The following is a 20954-nucleotide window of genomic DNA, read 5'->3' as shown; positions in this document are numbered from 1 at the left end:
GGGAAGTAGAAGAATAAATAAAGAAAAAATACATATTTTAACTCAGAATATCTAATGCACTTTTTTATTTCATATATCTTTGTCACACTAAAAAAGAATCATGAGTCAACAAAAATATACCGTGACATGCGCTTTGCCTTATGCGAATGGACCTTTACATTTAGGCCACGTAGCAGGAGTTTATTTGCCTGCAGACATATTTGTACGTTTCTTACGCCATAAAAAACAAGATGTTGCTTTTATCTGCGGAAGTGATGAGTATGGTGCAGCCATCACTATTCGTGCTAAGAAGGAAGGAATAACACCACGTGAAATTGTAGATAAATATCATGGTATGCTGGCAAAGTCATTCAAAGATTTTGGAATTTCTTTTGATATTTTTCACCGTACCACTGCCCCAACACATACAAAGATGGCTCAAGATTTCTTTTTGAAATTAAATGAAAATGGGGCTTTCACTCAAGAAACAAGTGAACAATATTATGACGAAGAATTTCATCAGTTTTTAGCAGACAGGTACATCATGGGGGAATGTCCAAAATGTGGGAACCCTAGCGCCTATGGAGACCAATGTGAAAAATGTGGTAGCGCTTTGAGTCCAACAGACTTAATAAATCCCATTTCAACTTTAAGCGGTAAAAAACCTGTCTTAAAAGAAACAACTCACTGGTATCTGCCAATGGAGCGACATGAAAACTGGTTACGTGAATATATCAAAGAAGGAAAGTTTAAAGGTGAGATTCAACACGATGTAAAAAAATGGAGAAATCAAGTTATTGGACAATGTTTAAGTTGGATTGATGGAGGGCTACATTCACGTGCCATGACTCGTGATTTAGATTGGGGTATTCCTGTTCCTCTAAAAGAAGGAGAAGGGAAAGTGTTATATGTATGGTTAGATGCACCTATTGGGTATATCTCTGCTACAAAAGATTGGGCAGATTCTCAAGGTAAAGATTGGAGAGACTATTGGACAGGAGATAGAAAATTGATTCATTTTATTGGAAAAGATAACATCGTTTTTCATGCAGTCATTTTCCCAATTCTATTAAAGGAACATGGTGAGTTTATCTTGCCAAATAATGTCCCTGCTTCTGAATTTTTAAATCTAGAAGGGAATAAATTTTCTACTTCTCGTAATTGGGCAGTATGGCTACACGAATATCTCGATAGATATCCTGATAAAGTTGATGAGTTGAAGTATGTATTAACTTCGATTGCACCTGAAAATAAGGACAGTGAATTTACATGGGCGGATTATCAAGCGCGCGTAAATAATGAATTAGCAGATATTTTTGGAAATTTTGTCAACCGAGCTTTAGTTTTAAATCAAAAATATTTTGAAGGCAAGGTCCCTACCCCACATGCATTAACAGAGGAAGATAAGAAGGTTATTGAGGCAATTCAAGCTTCGCCAAAAAAGATTGAAGAGTTACTATACAATTATAAGATGCGGGAAGCACAAGCCGAAGTAATGAATTTAGCCAGAATTGGGAATCGTTATTTGGCAGAAACTGAACCTTGGAAGTTAGCAAAAACAGATATGAATAGAGTAGAAACTATTCTACATATTGCTTTACAACTAACAGCAAACTTAGCAATTCTATTTGATCTATTTTTACCAAATACTGCTGCCAAGTTAAGAGGTTTCTTAAATATATCAGAATGTAATTGGGAAGAAGCAGGCTCTAGCAATATATTACAGATCGGCGATATTCTTCAAACTCCATCAATTCTTTTCCAAAAAATTGAAGATGATTTCGTGGAAAAAGAAAGAGCAATCTTAGCTTCTACCCAACAAGATACTGTTGGATTGACTCAGCCCACTGAACATATTCCTCAGAAAGAACATATTCAATTTGATGAATTCTTGAAAATGGATATACGTGTAGGCCAGATTGTAGAAGCAAAACCTGTTCAAGGTGCAGACAAATTATTAGAATTATTGATTGATGTGGGCATCGATAAGAGAACTATTGTTTCGGGTATAGCTGAGCAATTTAAGCCTGAAGATATTATTGGGAAGAAAATAACCGTTTTATTGAATTTACCTCCTAGGAAATTACGTGGTGTAATCTCAAATGGGATGGTTTTAATGGCCGAGAACGCACAAGGAAAACTAAGTTTTCTTTTACCAGACCAGAGCTTAGAAGTTGGTTCAATAGTACGTTAATACATTGATATTATTTACTTATAGAAGTATATTGTATTTTGTTGATACCTAAATTTTTATGCAAATAGAATTCTATTTGCATTTTCTTTGTAACCTTTTCGGTGTTCATCTCTCTATTTGGGTATAACCTTTAAAAACGAAAGAAATGAAAACAAAATGGATACTTATGATGTTTGCCTTAACAATGCTAGTTGTAATTACAAACGCTCAAACAATTGATAAAAAATCTTCTGTAGTTAATTTTAAAATTAAAGCTATGGGAATGATGAATGTAGAAGGAACATTCACAGGTTTTTCAGGAGATGTTAAATTTGACTCTAAGAACTTAAGCTCGTCTTCTATAGATGTTTGTATTAACGCAAGTAGTGTAAATACAGGAAATACTCAGAGAGATAATCACATACGATCTGCAGATTTTATAGATTCAGAAAAGTATGGAAAAATATGCTTCACCTCTTCATCTATTAAAGCCGATGGAAATAACTATATCGCAGAAGGGAAATTAACATTACATGGCGTAACAAAAACTGTAAAGATTCCTTTAACTTATCAGAATAATACCTTAAAAGGAACTTTGGAGGTAAAAAGATTAGATTACAAAGTAGGAGAAAGCTATGGTACATTCCGAGCTGGAGAAATTATTTACCTTGATATCAATTGTGTACTTAATTCACAAAACTTGACAAGATTATAATAACAAACCTTTTAGTACACATAACCACAAGAAGCTGCCTGTTAAAAGGTAGTTTTTTTTTGATTTAATAACTAGGGAATATTAGCTACTAACCCATCGTGTATTTATGAAAACCAATAGATTCAATAATTTGCATCTTATTTTAAATGCATAACAAGCTGCTACTCTAGAATAAGTACTATTTGGAAGAACCTTGAACTTCGAGTAAGAGTTTAATATCTGCAATCAACTGTTTTCTTCCAGTCTCATTTAAACCGTTATAAACTCCTCTCACATGTCTATTCTCATCCACTAATATGAAATTTGGGCTATGTGCAAATCCACCAGGAGATTTGCTATCCTCATTGGCAAAAACTAAGAAGCTATTAAATGCCATCTGATTAGTTTCCTCTTGGTCTCCCGTTAAAAACTGCCAGTTTTTTGCTGTAATACTGTGTTCTTGGATATATTCTTTTAAACGTGCTACAGAATCTCTTTTGGGATCTATACTAAAAGAAAGGAATTCAATTTTATCTGATAAAGAAGTTAGTTCTTGATTAATTTCTTTCATACGTTCCGTCATGGGTGAACAGACAGAAGGGCAATGGGTAAAAATAAAATCTGCTAGCCAAATTTTTCCTTTTAGATCTTCAGAGTTTATCCAAATGGAGTCTTGGTTAAGATACGACCATTCTTCTACCGTATGAAAAATAGTATCCCCTACTTTAAATGAATCAGTTGCTAATGTTACAATGTCGAATGCTCCATATTTAGGCAAATCATTTTTAGTACGAACTTTAGGGGTTTCTGTACAACTATATAAAAGAATGAATGCTAGAATGAATGTACCTAAGGCATTATGAAATCTATTTCTTCTCATTTTGTTTTTTATATTCCTGTCTCAACAAAGCAATGTGCTGTTTGAAGTCACGAATATAGCCTTCTTGATTACCTAATCCAACATAACGTAATTGATTTTTCTTATCAGCTAGTAAAAGTACACTTAAATAAGGTTTTTGAGCAAAAGCCTCCTGATTTTCCTGCATGTAAAGATTTACACCCTTATCGTTTTCAACGTTATATACCTGAGCAGGATCTCCAGTTACTAAATTCCAGATAGTGGAGTCATAACCAACAACCATATCACTCAAAGTATATATAATCTCATCGATATTATCTACTGGATTTCCCTGTTCATCTGTAACAATGGAGAGTATCTTAACATCTTTAAATTCTTTTTGATCTTTTCTGTATTCTTGGTATAATCCCATATTAAATTTAAACAAATCAATTGCACAAGAAGTAGGGCAAGAAACTTGGATCGTTGTAAATATCGTAATATATCCTGCTTGAGTTTTTTCTGTTATTTCTTTACCATTAGCTCCGATAAACTTATACGAAGGAATTTCACTAAAAACAGGTAGTTGCTGATAATTATTAGAGCACTTTCCCAAAGAGACAAGAAATAATAAAATTGCTGGCCCAAAAGCCAGCAATATCATTAAAATGGATTTTTTCTTTCCTCCTTTATTTTCTTTTTTTTCCAAAATTTAATATTCTTTTAGAAATTCATAAAGTTCATTTTCTCACCTACGGCAGTACCTTCAATTAGGCATAAAACAACTAAATAAATTATAAAGATAAGATATATATAAAGGACAGTTTGTCTAAATATCTTTACCTCATCACCTAGGTGCATAAAAGTCATTACAATAAAATATGCTTTAACTACTGTAAGCGCAATGAAAAGAACTTTTACAGTTGGCCAAATGCTACTTCCTTGACCAACGTACATACCACAAGCAACTTCAATAGCAGTTACTACAGTTAAGATGGCAGTTACCATCCATATTTTTTTACGTTTAATCTTTCCTTCTTCCTCAGTATGGTGATTATATAAGGAATATTCTATAATATCGTCTCTTTCTGCTGACATAATTCACAGTTTTATAATGATTAATAATTTCTTATATTAAGTAGAAGAATGTAAATACAAACACCCACACTAAATCAACAAAGTGCCAGTATAAACCTCCTTTTTCTATCATTTCGTAATGACCTCTTCTTTCATAAGTCCCTTTTAGGACATTAATAAATATTATAATCAAAATAATAATACCTATACTAACGTGGAATCCATGGAATCCAGTAATAAAGAAGAATAATTGTGAATACGTTTGTGGTCCATATTCATTTCCTTTTAGATTTGCACCATAAACCACACGGCCATTAGTAAGTGCTTCATAATATAAGTCAACAGAATTGTTGCTTTCATTTAACCAAGTGCTCTTATCTGCAGGTACAGACATAGCGTGATCTTTTCCAGGAACCTTAATTAATAATTGAAGGTCAGTATCTGCGGCTTTATTAACCTTAGCAACAGTACCATCATGTAAAGTGATAGTCAATCCACTAGCAGTTCCAGCTAATTTTCTGTGTTCTGCAGCGTGTTGAAATGCATGCATCAAATCTTTATCAGCTCTAGAGATATTCTCATTAGTGATTATTTCACCATTTTGATAGCTTTTTCCAGCTGTAATAACTTGGAAATTCTGGATAGCCCCAAATTCTCCTTTTACATTAGCTTCTGCACCATCACTTAAAGTAACACGTCCAAACTCAGTTCCGTGTATAAAGTGGGACCATTCCCATGCTTGAGAGCCAACGAAAATAATACCACCAATAATGGTTGCGAGTAACCATCTTGTAACACCTTTTCTACTCATTCTATGACCAGCTTCAACAGCTAACACCATAGTTACAGAGCTAATAATCAAGACAAAAGTCATGAATGCTACATAATAAAGAGGATAAATTCCATCTAAGAATGGAAGTCGTTCAAAGGTTTCTTCCCCGATAGGCCAAACAAAAGGATAAGAATGTCTAACAAAGCCAAGGCCAGTTAAGAATCCACCGAATGTCAAAGCATCTGACACCAGAAAAAACCACATCATAATTTTTCCATAGCCTACGCCAAATGGAGATGATTTCCCATCTAAACTAATAGAAGGTTTCATTTCATTAGAAGTTTCAGTCATCGTTTTTTAAATTTTATTTTGCGAATCTAATGAATAAAAACTAAAAATAGCAATAAATATATCCACAAAATACCTAAAAAGTGCCAAAATAAAGAATTTGCATTTAAAGTAATAGCTAATTTTTCTTGATTTTGAATAGTATAAGTCTTGATAGACAAAGAAATTAAAGCAATAATTCCTCCTATTACATGAAGTAGATGCAGAATTGTAATAATATAAAAGTAGGAAGTACTTTTATCTGAATTACCTCTCAATAATTTATTTTGTAAATTAGCACTCAACGGTTTGCCTTTATACATTAATGTTCTTTCTTGATAATCCAATTGATTTCCATTATAGAATAGCTTAAAATCTTTTCCCATTTCCCCTCTTACAAAAAAATCTACACGATCGTCTATTATATTTTGAGAGAATGTATATAATCTCTGAAAGTCAAGTTCTTGCAATTTCTCCCCATTAGGGCGAATAAATTCACCATTGATAAATGAAAGGGGTTCTCCTTTATAGAGAAGAGTGTAGTGGCTATAATCTATTTTCTTTTTCTTTAATTCTTCGGCATTGTTAACCATTAATTCTTTTGCAAAGTTTTGAATTTCTGTTTTATCAGTTCCTTGCACTTGCTTTCCTTTGTAGAAGAATTGGTTGTTCTCTACAGTTAAGTATTCTCCATCTTTTTTCAATTCAAAATAATCTCCATAACGCCCGTCACTAACAATAATACTACTCACGAAATGTGCTCCACTTTTAACTAATGCTCGATAACCTAGGAATTGAAATACGCCAAATCCAATTCCCAGAATTAATGCTCCTTGTACAGATAATCGGGTAAGTGAAATATTTCCCTTCTTTAATGCTATTGCTCCAATTATCAGGAGAATACTACTGATAATAATTAGGGCCGTGCTAATGTAAAAAGGAATAGGTAGATTAATTTTAACCCAGAAATTGTCTCCCATAGAAACAATATATGCAGAGGTAAGTCCCGCAAAAATCATGGTAACACTTAGGATAAACATCCAAACAAGATGTTTTCTGACTTTCTTTTGCGTTTCTAAAGGATAACTTTCGGTGAAATTCTGTTTCATGGGAACTTATTTTCAGGAGTTTATTAATGGAATAAGAATTTATCAATTACATACGTAAATTGAACTAATGGTAAATAGAAAAAAGAAGCAAACATTAACACTTTAGCATCTTTAATTTCCAAAGTTAAATATAATTTATAAGAATATAGGAAGAAAATTAAACCAAAAATGGATGCCATCATTAGCGTAAACAATCCCAAACCTTCAATATCCATTGCCCAAGGGAAGAGAGAGAAAGGAATTAGGATAAGGCAAGATAATGCAATTCTAAAAGCAGAAGTTTTAGAACGCCCTGTACGGGAAGGTAATAAGAAAAATCCTGCTTTCTGATAATCATCGTGAGCTACCCATGCAATTGCCCAAAAATGAGGTAATTGCCATACAAACTGTACGAAGAATAATGCACCTGCAATAGCTGTAAACCGACCTTCAGGATCAGCTGCTACCACACCAATCATTGGTGGAATAGCTCCTGGAAATGCACCTATTACAACAGCCCAAGGAGTTACTCTTTTAGAAGGCGTGTAAACAAAGGTGTAAGAAGTGTATGCTATCATTCCAAGAATCATAGCATTAAAATTAAGTTGATACAGCATCCAAAACCCGATAGTTAATGCAACAGCAATTGTAATAACTGCTTCCTTAACACTCATTTTTCCACTTGCTATTGGGCGATGAGAGGTTCTACTCATCTTAGCGTCCAAGTTTCTCTCCCATATTTGGTTGGAAGCATTGCTTGAACCCGTTACAAGTATACCTCCAACTAGTAAATAGATAGTATCTAAGAAACTTCCTCCCCCCATAAATAGATATCCCGCCCATGCAGAGATAATCACCGAAAAGGATAATCTAAATTTAGAAATGCTTCCGTAGTCTTTTATCTTATCTCCTATATTCATGAATTGCTAGTTTTGTCCTAAACCTGTAAAACTACAGATTATTTTAAAGAAAAATAGAGGGAATATGTATATTATCTCTGAATGTCCACTTTTAACCCTAATTCTATTAGCTGAGCATTATCTATTGTCGCTGGAGCATCTATCATAACATCTTTTCCGGCATTGTTTTTCGGGAATGCAATATAATCTCTAATAGAATCAGAACCACCCATTGTGGCTGTTAATCGGTCTAAACCAAAAGCCAATCCTCCATGAGGAGGCGCACCATATTCAAAGGCTTCCATCAAGAAACCAAACTGTCTTCTAGCTTCTTCTGGGGTAAATCCTAGTAAATCAAACATTTTTTCTTGCACTTTTCTGTCGTGGATACGAATAGACCCCCCACCTAACTCTACACCATTCATAGCTAAATCATAAGCATTAGCTCTTACTTTCCCTGGATCTGTATCAATAAGTGCAATATCTTCAACTTTCGGAGAGGTAAATGGATGATGCATTGCCATATATCTTCCTGCTTCCTCATCCCATTCTAATAGAGGGAAATCCAATATCCAAACTGGCTTAAATACCTTTGGATCTCGTAATCCTAATTGACTTCCCATGTGTAAACGTAAATTATTGAGTTGGTTGCGTGTTTTATCATCGTTACCACTCAAAATCAAAAGTAAATCTCCTTCTTTAGCTTCAGCAAAATCAGCCCAAGATTTTAGCTCTTCTTGCGTATAAAATTTATCTACAGAACTTTTAAAAGTGCCATCTGCATTATATTTTACATATACTAACCCCTTGGCTCCAATTTGAGGTCTTTGTACCCAAAGAGTTAATTCATCCAACTGCTTTCTAGAATATTCTGCACAATTGGGGACAACTATTCCTAATACAGTTTCTGCATCATCAAACACCTTAAATCCTTTATTTTTAGCTAAAGAATTAAACTCTTTAAACTCCATTCCAAAACGTAAATCTGGTTTATCAGAACCATATAAACGCATTGCATCTTGGTAAGTCATGCGAGGAAAATCTCCATCAAACTCTACCCCAATACAAGCTTTAAAGAGATGTTTTATCATACCCTCAAATGTATTTAAAACATCTTCTTGTTCTATAAAGGACATTTCGCAGTCAATCTGCGTAAATTCAGGTTGTCTATCGGCTCTTAAATCCTCATCTCGGAAACATTTCACAATTTGATAATATCTATCTATTCCCGAAACCATCAATAATTGTTTGAAAGTTTGTGGAGATTGCGGTAAAGCATAAAATTCTCCTGGATTCATTCGGCTTGGCACCACAAAATCTCTTGCTCCCTCAGGAGTTGACTTAATCAAGTAAGGTGTCTCAACATCCATAAATCCAACACTATCCAAATATTTCCGAGTTTCTAAAGCTACTTTATTGCGAAGTTTTAATTTTTCTATAACTGGGTTTCGTCGTATGTCGATATAACGATATTTCATACGTAATTCTTCACCCCCATCGGTTTCATCCACAACAGTGAATGGAGGAGTTTTAGCCGTATTCAAAATAGTTAAAACAGCAACCTCGATTTCAATTTCTCCGGTATCAATTTGTTTGTTCTTGCTGGAGCGCTCAATTACTTTCCCTTTTACCTGAATGACAAATTCTCTTCCTAATTTTCGTGCATTCTCATTAAGTTCTGCGTTAATCGTATCATTAAAGGCTAATTGAGTAATACCATAGCGATCACGTAAATCAATAAAGGTCATTCCTCCCATTTCTCGGGAACGTTGTACCCAACCGCTGAGTGTTACTTCTTTTCCTGCATCTGCTAATCTTAATTCCCCACATGTATGCGTTCTAAACATATTTTAAATTTTTATCTCTGCAAAAATAGGAAGAAGATTGAATTATTCTAGAATAAGCGATGGATAAATGTTGGAATTGTATTTTTGGAGAGTGGTAGTTGACTCACTTCACGTAATCTTGCTTTTGCACCAACATATACTGATTATCATCCATCTTTAGATAGCCATGGTCATAACAGAAGAAATATTGGCTTCCTTTTTTAGTGGTATAAATATTTGTATAATAATGAAAATTAAACCCCTCTTCAGCCAGAATAATTCCATCAACAGTTCTTTTCCCATCAGGATTAAGTTCACTTAGAATACGTCTGTTTTTTCTTAGTATATTATTGATGCGGCGAACATATTTGTTGGCATCTTCATTAAGTCTGTTATTAAATGTATTTCTACAATAATCCCCACAGAATTTTTGGTCTTTACGACCATGTAATTCTGTTTTACATTCCAAACATAATCTAGCTTCCATTTTCATTAGTAGTACTAATCGTCGTACTTTTGTGAGGATGGTTTTTTATAATTCAAAACATAGCGTACAAAGATCTCAAATGCTCCTTGAGACTTAGACGACCGTTTTAAAGAAGATAACATATTGATATCATAAGCTGCCCCAATTTCCGCTCCTTTATAACGGACAGACATTCGAGTCACCATTGCGTCTAAATCACGGTAAAATATACCTAGTGCAAAAGAAGGTACATTATAGAAGCTATAATCATCCCCGAAATAGAATCTAAAACTAGTTCCCACAAATGTTTGAACAAATGGTCCTTGTGCTTGAATAATGATTAAAGGTTCTAAGGCCATATTAGATTTCCCTAATCCAACTTCTGCATTCAAAAAACCAACCCAACGAGTGTACAAAGGATCAATTTTACTATCCATAAAAGAGATAGCCGGGGTATTATTATGATATGCAGCAAATCCGATATTCAATAAGAATCCATTATGATGCGCATCATGAGAAGCCTCTTTTCGGAAAATATATGAGAGCCCAGAACCCATATCAAAGTACCCAAAATGGCTTCTTGCAAATGATTCTCCACTTGGTAAATTGGAGTCATAAGCATATCCATTATATTGGTTTCCCCATTGACCTGTTCCAAATCCAAAGTTTCTTTCTCCATAACCAAACTGTAATCCAACGCCAAGAATATGTTCGTCTGCTAGTTTAATATGGTATCCTAAAGTTATACCGAAATTATTAGTTTCAAAATTATTTTCACCTGCCTTATCGCTCAGAAAATTTATACCTGCAGCAAAATATCCTTTATTCTTAGTTCCTTTCGGATTAATTCTAGCATCTACGGCAGCTCCTACAGTTTGAAATGGTTTAGAAAAAGAACTCCATTGGTTTCTGTAGTTTATATTTGCTTGCACATCATATTTAGCGCCGACCAAGGCAGGACTTAAATTCTGCGATGAATAATCCATGGCAGAGAAGTGCGGATCCTGAGCTAGGATATTACTACCGCACAAAATAAATAACACTATGATTATATATATAAATTTCATTTCAATGTTGATTTAGTTTAACGTACTAATGTGAATGTGCCTGATTTCTCAATTTCTTCTCCATACGTTGTAATAATACGGACTTGATAAGCATAAGTACCTGTATTTACATCCGAACCGTTCACCTTCCCATCCCAATGATTATCTTGGTCAAATGATTGGAAAATCATCATCCCCCAACGATCAAATATATTCAATTCAAATTTAGAAATACAACTACCAAATACTTGGAATTCATCATTTTCACCATCTCTATTAGGACTAAAAATATTAGGAACAAATATTTCACGACAAGTTTCTACCAAATTAATTTGAATAGTGTCAGTTCCCTTACATCCATCACTCGCAGTTACAACCAAAATATATTGAGTTGAATGATCGGGGCTTGCTATTGGATTAGGACAATCCGTACATGAAAGTCCATCTGTTGGAAACCATTGGTATGAAACCACATTAAAATTGGTATCAGTTTCAACAGAAAGTAATGGAGTAGTAACAGGAATATCACTAATATTAATCTCATTTGGCGTTGCTGATATTTCTGTACTAAAGCTTCCGATTACCGAAACAGCGATAATCGTATCCAAAATACAATTTTTAGCATCCTTAATAATTACATGATAATCTCCACCTCCAATTGGGCCTATCGTAGCTGTATTTGAAATATTTGGATTCCATTGATAGGTATAATTTGGTGTTCCTCCAGTTACATTTAGTTCTATCGAACCACTGATTGTTCCACATACCGAGGAGATAACCACTGGATGTGATTGTAATTGATCAGGTTGTGAAATAGTTACTGAAGCACTTCCTTTACATCCATTGTTGTCAGTTACGGTAATTGTATGAATCCCCGGAGAAAAATTATTCACATTAGCTGTAGTTATGAGACTTGGTAACCATTCATACGTATATGCAGGCATACCACCTGTCACACTAATATTTGCTGAACCATCGTTTGCTCCATGACAAGTTACATCTTGAGAGCTAGTAATTGTAACAACCGGTGTATCTTCACTAGCTACTAGCGCAGTAACAGTTTTGCTACATCCTTTATCATCTGTTACAGTAACATCATAAGAACCTCCACTTAATCCAATAATTGTTGGAGAAGTGAGATTTGTAGGTATCCACACATAAGTATAGCTACCTCCTCCACCTGTAGCGTTAACAGTGGCTGTTCCATTACTTTGGTTGCAATTTGCTGGAGTGGTGGAAGTACTTACCATTAATTCGCTTGGTTCAGTAATATTAACTACTATGTTCTGTGAACAACTATTATTATCAATAACTGTTACTGAATACGTTCCCACAGGCAGGTTTTGAGCGGTAGAACTATCACTCACATTGGGACTCCAAACATAGGTCATAGGCATATTTCCAGAAGCAGCAACGAATATTTCGCCAGTTGACTCGCCATGGCATACAGGATTTTCTTTTATGACAGAAAGTGTTGGTGCTGAATGAACAACTGCAATGGCTGAATCTCTTTTACTCTCACATCCATTTACCACTTGAGATACATAATATTTTTCTCCACTAATTAGATTAGAATTTAGAGGAAGTGGAATTACATTCGTTACAGAAGAATACCAATAAATATTTGCCGCAGAAGGTTCTAAGTCACTAATTTTTGCAGGAGTACATAAAGATTGAATATAATTAGTTACTTCTGGTGAATCAGGTCGAGGTTTTACTGTTAATGAAAAAGAAGCTATATCTCCTCCAATTACATATTGGATAGTGGCTGACCCTGCGGTTAAACCTGTAACTTTTCCTGTATTATCAATACTAGCAACGGCAGGATTTAATGAAATCCAACTTCCTCCGTTATCACCATTTGTTATAAGTTGTGCCGTTTCGCCAACACAAATTGCTGGAGGACCCGAAATGATTCCCGCACCATTAGGAGTTACTAATTCATATTCATCGAAATAATACTTAGAAGTCACATTCACATGAGCAAAAATGGAACTTGCAAATAAGCATACGAGAGATATAGAAGTGAAAAGGTTTTGTATTGATTTAAACATAAGCAATGCTTTCTTTGGAGTATAGTAATACGACAAATTGATAAATAGGTTACCAAAGTATAATAAAAATCGAATTTTGACAAATTTAATGTAAGATATATTGCTAAAAATTTAATGAAACTAAATATTACATTTCTGTTAATAGATTGAAAATTCGTTCCATTTTTTTAACCATCTGACTACTAGGTATGTTAAAATTATTTACAGTGATTGAAAAGGCTATTTTATCACCTGAAATATTATCTATATATCCCGCATAGGATTTTACTCGATTTAGTGTGCCACTCTTTGCTTTCAGTTTACCTTGTGCGACTTGCCCTCTACACACACTAGTCAATGTTCCACTTTTTCCAGCTACAGGTAAAGAATTTTCAAAGTCAACAAAGTTCTTTGATTTATACATATACTTCAACAATTGTACAAAATGATTGGCACTAAAAGCATTATTACGAGATAATCCACTTCCATCTGTTTGAAACATTGTCACATCTAAACGACCGCTCCAATAGTTGTTTGCGTAGCTAGCACTTGTACTAAAATTAGTTTTCTTTAATTTTTCAAATGCCACTAAATTAAGTAATTGCTCTGCAAAGAAATTAACACTTTGCAAATTAGTCCACCGTACAATTTCTTCAATAGATTTTCCTGAATAGGTAAGAAGCAATTTGAGCTTTGTATAATCTAAGATAGAACCTATCTTTAAGCTATCTTCGGAATCTGTTAAAACACTCCTCCAACCAATAGCAGGATATGCTACTGAAATTCCACTTTTAGTCATTGCATCTTGAAAAACTTGTGCTAAGAGTAACTCTGGATCGGGAATGCTTGCTTTTACCTCAAAATTGGTTTTATTACGCGGCAAATTGCCAATTGCTATCCAATCTAATGAATAAGGCGCGCCATAAATGTATGAATTGTCGCCACTTGCATTGGAAGTGGTCACTTGATTAAATATACGTAAGCCTGATATAGGCGGAGATAAAGAATCTATAGATGTTGTACCATTCACTTCATTACTAGTCGAGAAATGAAGATATGTCATGTTGTCGTATATTGCACAAGCACTAGCTCCTGCACCATAATAATTCCCCATATCTGACCAAGTCCATCCATCTGGCACACCCATATAACCAAAGGCGGAGCCATCTGCAATAATACGTCCATCAATAGATTGAATTCCCAATTTTGAAAGAGCGAGTACCCAATCCGATAAAAAGGTATCACGTTCTTCTCTTTTATAGAAAAAACGACTTCCAAGTGTTGGGTCTCCCAAGCCTCTGACGATAATATTTCCATGTAAAATTCCCAAAGAATCAATTTCTCCATCGTAATAAATCTCTGTTTTAGGTCGATAATTCTTTCCTAAGACTTCTAATGCTAAAGCTGTAGAAAATAATTTGGTAATAGAAGCTGAAGGAATAGCCATCTGTGAATTGAATGAAGCAATCACACTATCTTTTTTCAGATTGTATGCCATAAAACTAATAGCTGCATTCTCCAATCCCTCTTCTTTTGAAAATGCCTCTATCGCCTGTTGAATCTTGTAATTTGCAGTTTGAGCAAATGAAATATATGAGAAGAAGAGATAAAATAATATAATCGTTACAATCTTCATGAGATAAAAATTATTTTTGTATAAAATTCGGTATTTTATTGTGGGAAACATCATCGGAATCAAAAAATTTTTAAATCCATTGAAAAAATCAGACCAAACTGGTATAGAAAATGGGCTAAGATGGTATTCTCCAGATCCTTCAGATTTCACATCTCTACATACGGATAGATATCTTCTTAGTTATTCGGGCAAGCAGACCTCAACTAGTTTATTAAGTGATGAAACAGATAGATATTCTCTCATTTTAGATGGAAAAATATATAACTATCCTGAGCTTAAGAATGGATTGCTAAAAAAAGGTGCTCAATTCCAAAGTTCAGCTGAAATAGAGGTTCTTTTGAAGTTTTTGATTGAAAATAAAGAGAATGGCATTCGGCAGTTGAGGGGAGAATTTGCACTTGCTTTTTATGATAACCAAGAAGATGAATTACTACTAGCTCGAGATATTCTAGGTATTAAACCCTTAGTCTATGCTATACAAGAAGATGAAATTATTTTCTCTTCGGAAGTAATGCCATTAAAGCATTTATTAACCTCTTGGAATATTAATCCAAGTGCTGTAAATACCTACTTCACATTCTCATATATACCAGCGCCCTATACGATCATTCAAGAAATAAACAAACTATTACCTGGTCATTATCTAAAGATAAAAAAAAGTGATTACCAAATTGTTTCATATGAAAAGATAAAAATGGATGTTCATTCAGATTTATCTTTCCCTGACGCTTTACAAGAGTTAAAAGAAACAATTGAAAATTCACTTATAGAACGTTTAGATGAATCCAATAAAGCTGTAACGTTTCTGAGTGGTGGAATAGATTCATCTATTATTTCTCTTTTAAGCTCTCAAAATAAGGATGATTTATCTACTTTTTCGGTTGGTTTCCATGAAGATATTTTCTTTGATGAAACAAAGTATGCACAATTAGTTTCAGAGCGAATTAAATCTCACCACTCTGTTGTAAAACTAACAGCTAAGGACTTTATCACTTCATTCCAAGATATCTTAGATACAATGGATGAACCCTATGCAGACTCAAGCGCTGTTGCACTTTATTTTTTAGTACAGGAAGCTAGTAAACATACCTCTATCTTCTTATCAGGAGATGGAGCAGATGAATTATTCGCTGGCTACTTTAAACATAAAGCATTTCAAAAGGGTAATCAACTAAATCCCATTATGCGGTATCTCTTAGGGTTGGTACGGTTACTACCTAACGGGACGAGAAATAGTAAGTTTTCAAACAAAATTCGCCAATTAAAAAGATTTCAGCAGTTTTTAAGTAAAGAATGGCCAAATAATTATTGGATGTTAGCTGCTTTCATTCCCCAAGAAAGGCGAAAATCGTTACTATTACACGAAGAAAATGTATCTTTTCCAGTTCCAGAATCCGAAGAATTATTAAATAATGTACTCTTGTTAGATCAGCAATTCGTATTACCTTATGATATGCTTAAAAAGGTAGATGTTATCGGAAGGAAATTTGGAGTTGAGATTCGAGCTCCTTTTCTGGATATTGAAGTAGTAAACCTTGCAAATCGTTTAAAACAAGAATACAAATTAAAGGGGAATCAAGGAAAATATATTCTACGCGAAGCATATAAAGATAGATTGCCCGCAGAAATATTCAATCGCTCTAAAAGAGGTTTTGAAATTCCTTTATATAATTGGTTAAAATCTATTTTTGAGATACTCCAAGAAGAGGATTATTGGACAGAAGAATTTTTAAATTCTCAAGCTTTATTTAATCCAAAAGGGGTAGAGAAAATGGTAGTTGATTTTAAGAAAGGATCACAGGATGCTGTTATGAGTTTTTGGGCATTTATTGTTTTTCAGAATTGGTATAAACGATGGATAGAAAAATAAAAATATTGCGCATTATCAATCGCTTTAATTTAGGTGGACCAACCTATAATGCAACTTTTCTGACTCGTTTTATGAGTGATGAGTATGAAACGCTTCTAATTGGAGGAGTACATGATGAAGATGAAGCTGATTCACTTCATATCTTGGAAGAATATGGGGTAAAACCGGTTATCATTCCAGAAATCAAACGTGAAATTAATTTCAAAAATGATCGAATAGCACTTAAAAAGATTAAGCAAATCATACGAGAATTTCAACCGGATATTGTACACACACATGCATCAAAAGCAGGTTTTCTTGGTAGATATGCTGCAATTCAATTAAACGTCCCTGTTGTGCTTCACACTTTTCATGGACATGTATTTCACTCTTATTTTGGAAAGATAAAAACACAAGTCTTTAAACAAATAGAAAGATACTTAGCACGGCGTACCTCAGGTATCATCGCCATAAGTCCTATACAAAAAGAAGAGTTAGCAAATGAATTTCATATTGCATCTAAAGATAAAATAGCGGTTATTCCATTAGGTTTTGATTTAGAGCGTTTTGCTAAACATGATGAAAGCATACGTCGGGAGATTCGAGCAAAATACAACATACAAGAGAACGAAGTTGCGATTGCTATTGTAGGAAGACTTGCTCCAATTAAAGATCATGGCTATTTCTTAGATGTAATTGAAGCCATGTTACAATCAACCCATACACCTTGCAGAATTTTCATCGTTGGAGATGGAAGTGAAAAGGCTATGATCAAACATCGCGTAGAAAAAATTAATCAACAATACCCGAATGTAATTACCATGACTTCTTGGATATATGATATTGCCTCCTTCAATCAAGGAGTGGATATTATGTGCTTAACATCACTTAACGAAGGTACTCCAGTAAGTGTTATTGAAGCACAAGCTGCTGGAATTCCTGTTATTACAACTGATGTTGGTGGAGTTCGTGATATCTTGGATGATGGTGCATCAGGTTTTGTGATTAAAAGAGAAAATATTGAAACTTATATTGATAAACTACGTTTATTGGTTGACAATTCAGATATGAGAAAAGAATTCGCTCTATATGGCCAACAAAAAGTGTTAATGAATTTCGGATATAAGCGTTTGATTTCGGATATGGATAAATTATATAAATCACTGTTAAAGAAATGAATAGAAAATATTTACTAATTCTTATACTAGGGTGCATGACATTCCTATTCAGTTCATGTGGGGTAAATAGTTCTATTATGTTTCGAACAAAAAATGTCGATGTAATTTCTGATGATATCCCCATGTCTCCTTCTGATGCATATCGTCTTGCTGCTGATGATAAAATTTCATTCATACTATATACTGAAGATGGTAAGCAAATAATTGACAATGCGGCTGCTATTGACAGAGAGGAGCATAGTGCTACTAATATAGAATATCTTATTAGAAAAGATGGACAGGTGGAGCTTCCAATGTTATCTTGGGTACCTTTAGCAGGTTTAAGTATCATTGAAGCCCAAGAGAAGCTAAAAGAATTATATGGACAATACTATAATAATCCGTATATTCAGATACGAGTTATCAATAGAAGAGTAGTTGTGTTTCCTGGTTCAGGGAGTGATGCAAAGGTAATTGCACTAGAGAATGAAAACACAACGCTAATGGAAGCTATTGCTTTGGCAGGAGGAATTACAGAACGAGGAAGGGCTAAGATTATTAAAGTCATGCGTATGACTGACGAAGGTAGAAAAGTTTATCAAGTTGATTTAAGCACTTTAGATGGTTTAGCGTATGCAGATATGATAGTTCAATCTAATGATTATATTTATATTGAACCTACTAAACAACTTACTAAAGAATTCTTAAAAGAGGTAGCTCCTCTTGTTTCTTTAATTTCTTCTGTAATTGTAGTAATTACCGTAATTTTGTCTATTAAATAGCGAATGGCAGCACAACGAAATAAGATTTTTATTAATACAACTTTTGATGTTCACATCTTAAAGGCTGTAGTAAAGAAGAATTGGTATTGGTGCGTTCTTGTAACTTCTCTATTTATAACATTAGCCTTTTTATATTTACGTTATACTAAACCTATTTATAAATCAAGCATACTTATACAAATTAGTGATGAAGACCAAGGTGCCGAAGTACTCGGTTTCCAAGGATTCCAAAAAGACAATACGATTGCTAAAGAGCTTGAGTTATTGAGATCTAGAATGTTATTTAGTAAAGCAATTGAGAAACTCCCTTTGAAAATTCTTAGCTACGCCAAAGGGGATATTCTTACAGAACTACACTATAAACAAGGTGGTTTTTATATTCAATTAATTGAGGTGAAAAATCCAGTCATTTATAATGTGCCCATTTATTTAGAGTATATAAAAGACGAAGGAGTAATACTTAATTATACGTGTGAAGGAAAAGATTATCAGATTCCATATACTGAAGATACAATACACTCAGACTATTTTTCAATAAAAATGAAGGTAGAAGATGTAATAAATTTTGAAGAAGAATGTCAGTCTAATCAATTGTATTTTCAAATTAACAAACCAGAGGATATTGCCAATCTTTTTTATGATGGCTTATCGGTTGAGGTCATAGATTATTCTGCACAAACTATTGAAATAAGTTATCAAGGTAATAATTCAATATTAGCATACGACATTGTTACAACTTTAACAGATGAATTTTTTAATTATGATGAGACCGTAAAAAAAGAAAGTAATGAGCGAATTCTCAAGTTTATTGATGCACAGCTTGATTCACTTTCAAAATCTCTTAATGAATCTAAAAATCAGATTATCAATTATCAACGTACAGAAGGTGTTTCAGACCCCACTATTTTAAGCTCTGCATTAAACGAGAAAATTATTGAACTCAAAGAGAAGGAGCGAGTAATCATAGATGAATTGAGAGTTTTAAATAAAATTGATCAAAAGATACAAGGTAATCCAGAGAGTATTGAAATTTATAGACTCTTACCCGATCTAATAGGGAAATCATACAGTACAACCTTAGGAGAACAGATTAATGAGTTATATACTTTAGCCGAAAGTAGAGAAGATTTACTATACAAGGTAACAACAGACAATGAAGTAGTTAAGCGAGTTAATAAAAAGATTGCTATTAGAAAAGATAATATACGTGAGTTTATTAGTAATCTCATAAAAGGTGAAAACGAACAACTCAAATTTGTAAACTCCGAATTAAGTCAAATTCAAGGGCAGTTTAATTATCTACCAGAGAAAGAGTTAGAATTATCTAAACTCATAAATATTAAGGATCTGAATGAAAAATACTTCTCTCTTTTTACAGAGAAACAGGTAATGTACTCCATCTCAAATGCTGGATATACAACAAATAATAAAGTTCTAAATCCAGCTATAAATTCTTCTCAATCAATTTTTCCCAAAAAGGCGATAGTATATGGGATTGCACTCTTCTTTTCCTTTTCTATCTCTCTATCCTTCTTATTATTGAGATATTTAACCTATAACAAGATAAATCAGTTATTTGATCTACAGAACTTAGCCCCATTTAATACACATATCTTAGGTATTATACCCAAAATAAAACTTCCAGAAAAATATTCCAGATTGGTAGTAGAGAATTCTTCTCGAACAGCAGTGAGTGAATATTTCCGTTTGCTACGGACCAATCTAACTTTTATTAATAAGGACGCAAAGACAATCGCCATTACATCTACTGTATCTGGAGAAGGGAAAACCTTTGTCGCTTTGAATATTGGAGGAGTATATGCATTAACAGGAAAACGAGTCATTTTAATAGATTTAGATATGCGTAAACCCAAGGTGCATTTAGGATTAGATAAATCAAATACAATAGGTATGAGCAATATTTTAGCTAAACATTGCACAATTGAGGAAGCCATTCAGAATACTGGAATGAATAATTTTGATTTCATACCGGCTGGTCCAATACCTCCTAATCCGGCTGAATTAATTATAAACCCCATATTTGATGAGATTCTTGAAAATTTAAAACTAAAATATGATATCATTATAATTGACAATCCACCTGTGGGAGTAGTTGCTGATGGCCTTCAGGTAATGTCTAAATCCGATATTCCAATTTACATTTTTAGAGCCGAATACTCTAAACGTGTATTTATTGAAAAATTAGAAGAGTTATCTAAGTTGAATGATATAAAAAATCTAAATGTTATCCTAAACGGGGTTAGCCTAACGAAATCATCCTATTATAAAAACAACTATTATACAGAATAAAT

At 33.7% G+C, this 20954-nt stretch carries 17 protein-coding genes; 6 read left to right on the top strand and 11 right to left on the bottom strand.

What is annotated here, in order from left to right:
• Nucleotides 1-100 precede the first annotated feature (100 nt).
• A complete protein-coding gene (metG, locus tag M9897_02680; GenBank protein ID MCO5267785.1) occupies nucleotides 101-2173 on the top strand; it encodes a methionine--tRNA ligase in 2073 nt (690 codons plus the stop codon).
• Between the two features lie 145 nt (nucleotides 2174-2318).
• Complete coding sequence (locus M9897_02675; GenBank protein MCO5267784.1) at nucleotides 2319-2867, top strand: YceI family protein; 549 nt, start codon at nucleotides 2319-2321, stop codon at nucleotides 2865-2867.
• Nucleotides 2868-3045: 178 nt separating this feature from the next.
• Here the strand turns inward: M9897_02675 and M9897_02670 are convergent, their stop codons facing one another.
• The 11 genes from M9897_02670 to dacB all read right to left on the bottom strand — a co-directional run bounded on the left by M9897_02670 (nucleotide 3046) and on the right by dacB (nucleotide 14854).
• A complete protein-coding gene (locus M9897_02670; GenBank protein MCO5267783.1) occupies nucleotides 3046-3726 on the bottom strand; it encodes an SCO family protein in 681 nt (226 codons plus the stop codon).
• On the bottom strand, nucleotides 3713-4393 hold the full coding sequence (locus tag M9897_02665; protein MCO5267782.1) for an SCO family protein: 681 nt from the start codon (nucleotides 4391-4393) through the stop codon (nucleotides 3713-3715). The genes M9897_02670 and M9897_02665 overlap by 14 nt, the downstream gene beginning before the upstream one ends.
• Before the next feature lie 14 nt (nucleotides 4394-4407).
• Nucleotides 4408-4782, bottom strand: a complete 375-nt coding sequence (locus M9897_02660) for a cytochrome C oxidase subunit IV family protein (protein ID MCO5267781.1) — start codon at nucleotides 4780-4782, stop codon at nucleotides 4408-4410.
• A 31-nt stretch (nucleotides 4783-4813) separates the two neighbouring features.
• Nucleotides 4814-5884 carry a cytochrome c oxidase subunit 3 gene (locus tag M9897_02655; GenBank protein ID MCO5267780.1) on the bottom strand — a complete coding sequence of 357 codons (1071 nt, stop codon included), beginning with the start codon at nucleotides 5882-5884 and terminating at the stop codon, nucleotides 4814-4816.
• Between the two features lie 26 nt (nucleotides 5885-5910).
• Nucleotides 5911-6969: a hypothetical protein gene (locus M9897_02650; protein MCO5267779.1), complete on the bottom strand. Its 1059-nt coding sequence runs from the start codon at nucleotides 6967-6969 to the stop codon at nucleotides 5911-5913.
• A 23-nt stretch (nucleotides 6970-6992) separates the two neighbouring features.
• On the bottom strand, nucleotides 6993-7868 hold the full coding sequence (cyoE, locus tag M9897_02645) for a heme o synthase (GenBank protein MCO5267778.1): 876 nt from the start codon (nucleotides 7866-7868) through the stop codon (nucleotides 6993-6995).
• Nucleotides 7869-7939: 71 nt separating this feature from the next.
• The gene (gene aspS, locus M9897_02640) at nucleotides 7940-9694 is read right to left on the bottom strand and encodes an aspartate--tRNA ligase (GenBank protein ID MCO5267777.1); all 1755 of its coding nucleotides are present in this window, start codon (nucleotides 9692-9694) and stop codon (nucleotides 7940-7942) included.
• 103 nt (nucleotides 9695-9797) lie between these two features.
• Nucleotides 9798-10160 (bottom strand): hypothetical protein, encoded by a 363-nt coding sequence (locus M9897_02635; GenBank protein MCO5267776.1) that lies wholly within the window; start codon nucleotides 10158-10160, stop codon nucleotides 9798-9800.
• Between the two features lie 14 nt (nucleotides 10161-10174).
• Complete coding sequence (locus tag M9897_02630) at nucleotides 10175-11206, bottom strand: PorP/SprF family type IX secretion system membrane protein (GenBank protein MCO5267775.1); 1032 nt, start codon at nucleotides 11204-11206, stop codon at nucleotides 10175-10177.
• 17 nt (nucleotides 11207-11223) lie between these two features.
• Nucleotides 11224-13239 (bottom strand): gliding motility-associated C-terminal domain-containing protein, encoded by a 2016-nt coding sequence (locus tag M9897_02625; GenBank protein MCO5267774.1) that lies wholly within the window; start codon nucleotides 13237-13239, stop codon nucleotides 11224-11226.
• 127 nt (nucleotides 13240-13366) lie between these two features.
• Entirely contained in the window at nucleotides 13367-14854 is a 1488-nt protein-coding gene (gene dacB, locus M9897_02620; GenBank protein MCO5267773.1) for a D-alanyl-D-alanine carboxypeptidase/D-alanyl-D-alanine-endopeptidase, read from the bottom strand.
• A 40-nt stretch (nucleotides 14855-14894) separates the two neighbouring features.
• On the opposite strand from dacB, the gene asnB reads away from it, so the two are divergent.
• The 4 genes from asnB to M9897_02600 all read left to right on the top strand — a co-directional run bounded on the left by asnB (nucleotide 14895) and on the right by M9897_02600 (nucleotide 20952).
• Nucleotides 14895-16724 carry an asparagine synthase (glutamine-hydrolyzing) gene (gene asnB, locus M9897_02615; GenBank protein MCO5267772.1) on the top strand — a complete coding sequence of 610 codons (1830 nt, stop codon included), beginning with the start codon at nucleotides 14895-14897 and terminating at the stop codon, nucleotides 16722-16724.
• Entirely contained in the window at nucleotides 16709-17881 is a 1173-nt protein-coding gene (locus M9897_02610) for a glycosyltransferase (GenBank protein MCO5267771.1), read from the top strand. The genes asnB and M9897_02610 overlap by 16 nt, the downstream gene beginning before the upstream one ends.
• Before the next feature lie 77 nt (nucleotides 17882-17958).
• A complete protein-coding gene (locus tag M9897_02605; protein ID MCO5267770.1) occupies nucleotides 17959-18642 on the top strand; it encodes a polysaccharide biosynthesis/export family protein in 684 nt (227 codons plus the stop codon).
• Between the two features lie 3 nt (nucleotides 18643-18645).
• Nucleotides 18646-20952 (top strand): polysaccharide biosynthesis tyrosine autokinase, encoded by a 2307-nt coding sequence (locus M9897_02600; protein MCO5267769.1) that lies wholly within the window; start codon nucleotides 18646-18648, stop codon nucleotides 20950-20952.
• The last annotated feature ends 2 nt before the right edge of the window (nucleotides 20953-20954 follow it).

The sequence above is a fragment of the Brumimicrobium sp. genome, from assembly GCA_023957385.1.
Taxonomy (GTDB): Bacteria; Bacteroidota; Bacteroidia; order Flavobacteriales_D; family Crocinitomicaceae; genus Brumimicrobium.
The sequence above is the reverse complement of the archived record's forward strand: the minus strand, read 5'-3'. Positions and strand labels throughout refer to the sequence as shown.

What these genes read in the sequence shown, in the direction of transcription:
- M9897_02635 (MCO5267776.1), bottom strand. Translation starts at nt 10,160, where the DNA reads ATGGAAGCTAGATTATGTTTGGAATGTAAAACAGAATTACATGGTCGT.
- M9897_02660 (MCO5267781.1), bottom strand. Translation starts at nt 4,782, where the DNA reads ATGTCAGCAGAAAGAGACGATATTATAGAATATTCCTTATATAATCAC.
- M9897_02600 (MCO5267769.1), top strand. Translation starts at nt 18,646, where the DNA reads ATGGCAGCACAACGAAATAAGATTTTTATTAATACAACTTTTGATGTT.
- M9897_02670 (MCO5267783.1), bottom strand. Translation starts at nt 3,726, where the DNA reads ATGAGAAGAAATAGATTTCATAATGCCTTAGGTACATTCATTCTAGCA.
- aspS (MCO5267777.1), bottom strand. Translation starts at nt 9,694, where the DNA reads ATGTTTAGAACGCATACATGTGGGGAATTAAGATTAGCAGATGCAGGA.
- M9897_02630 (MCO5267775.1), bottom strand. Translation starts at nt 11,206, where the DNA reads ATGAAATTTATATATATAATCATAGTGTTATTTATTTTGTGCGGTAGT.
- M9897_02650 (MCO5267779.1), bottom strand. Translation starts at nt 6,969, where the DNA reads ATGAAACAGAATTTCACCGAAAGTTATCCTTTAGAAACGCAAAAGAAA.
- cyoE (MCO5267778.1), bottom strand. Translation starts at nt 7,868, where the DNA reads ATGAATATAGGAGATAAGATAAAAGACTACGGAAGCATTTCTAAATTT.
- metG (MCO5267785.1), top strand. Translation starts at nt 101, where the DNA reads ATGAGTCAACAAAAATATACCGTGACATGCGCTTTGCCTTATGCGAAT.
- M9897_02610 (MCO5267771.1), top strand. Translation starts at nt 16,709, where the DNA reads ATGGATAGAAAAATAAAAATATTGCGCATTATCAATCGCTTTAATTTA.
- M9897_02655 (MCO5267780.1), bottom strand. Translation starts at nt 5,884, where the DNA reads ATGACTGAAACTTCTAATGAAATGAAACCTTCTATTAGTTTAGATGGG.
- M9897_02625 (MCO5267774.1), bottom strand. Translation starts at nt 13,239, where the DNA reads ATGTTTAAATCAATACAAAACCTTTTCACTTCTATATCTCTCGTATGC.
- dacB (MCO5267773.1), bottom strand. Translation starts at nt 14,854, where the DNA reads ATGAAGATTGTAACGATTATATTATTTTATCTCTTCTTCTCATATATT.
- M9897_02605 (MCO5267770.1), top strand. Translation starts at nt 17,959, where the DNA reads ATGTTTCGAACAAAAAATGTCGATGTAATTTCTGATGATATCCCCATG.
- M9897_02675 (MCO5267784.1), top strand. Translation starts at nt 2,319, where the DNA reads ATGAAAACAAAATGGATACTTATGATGTTTGCCTTAACAATGCTAGTT.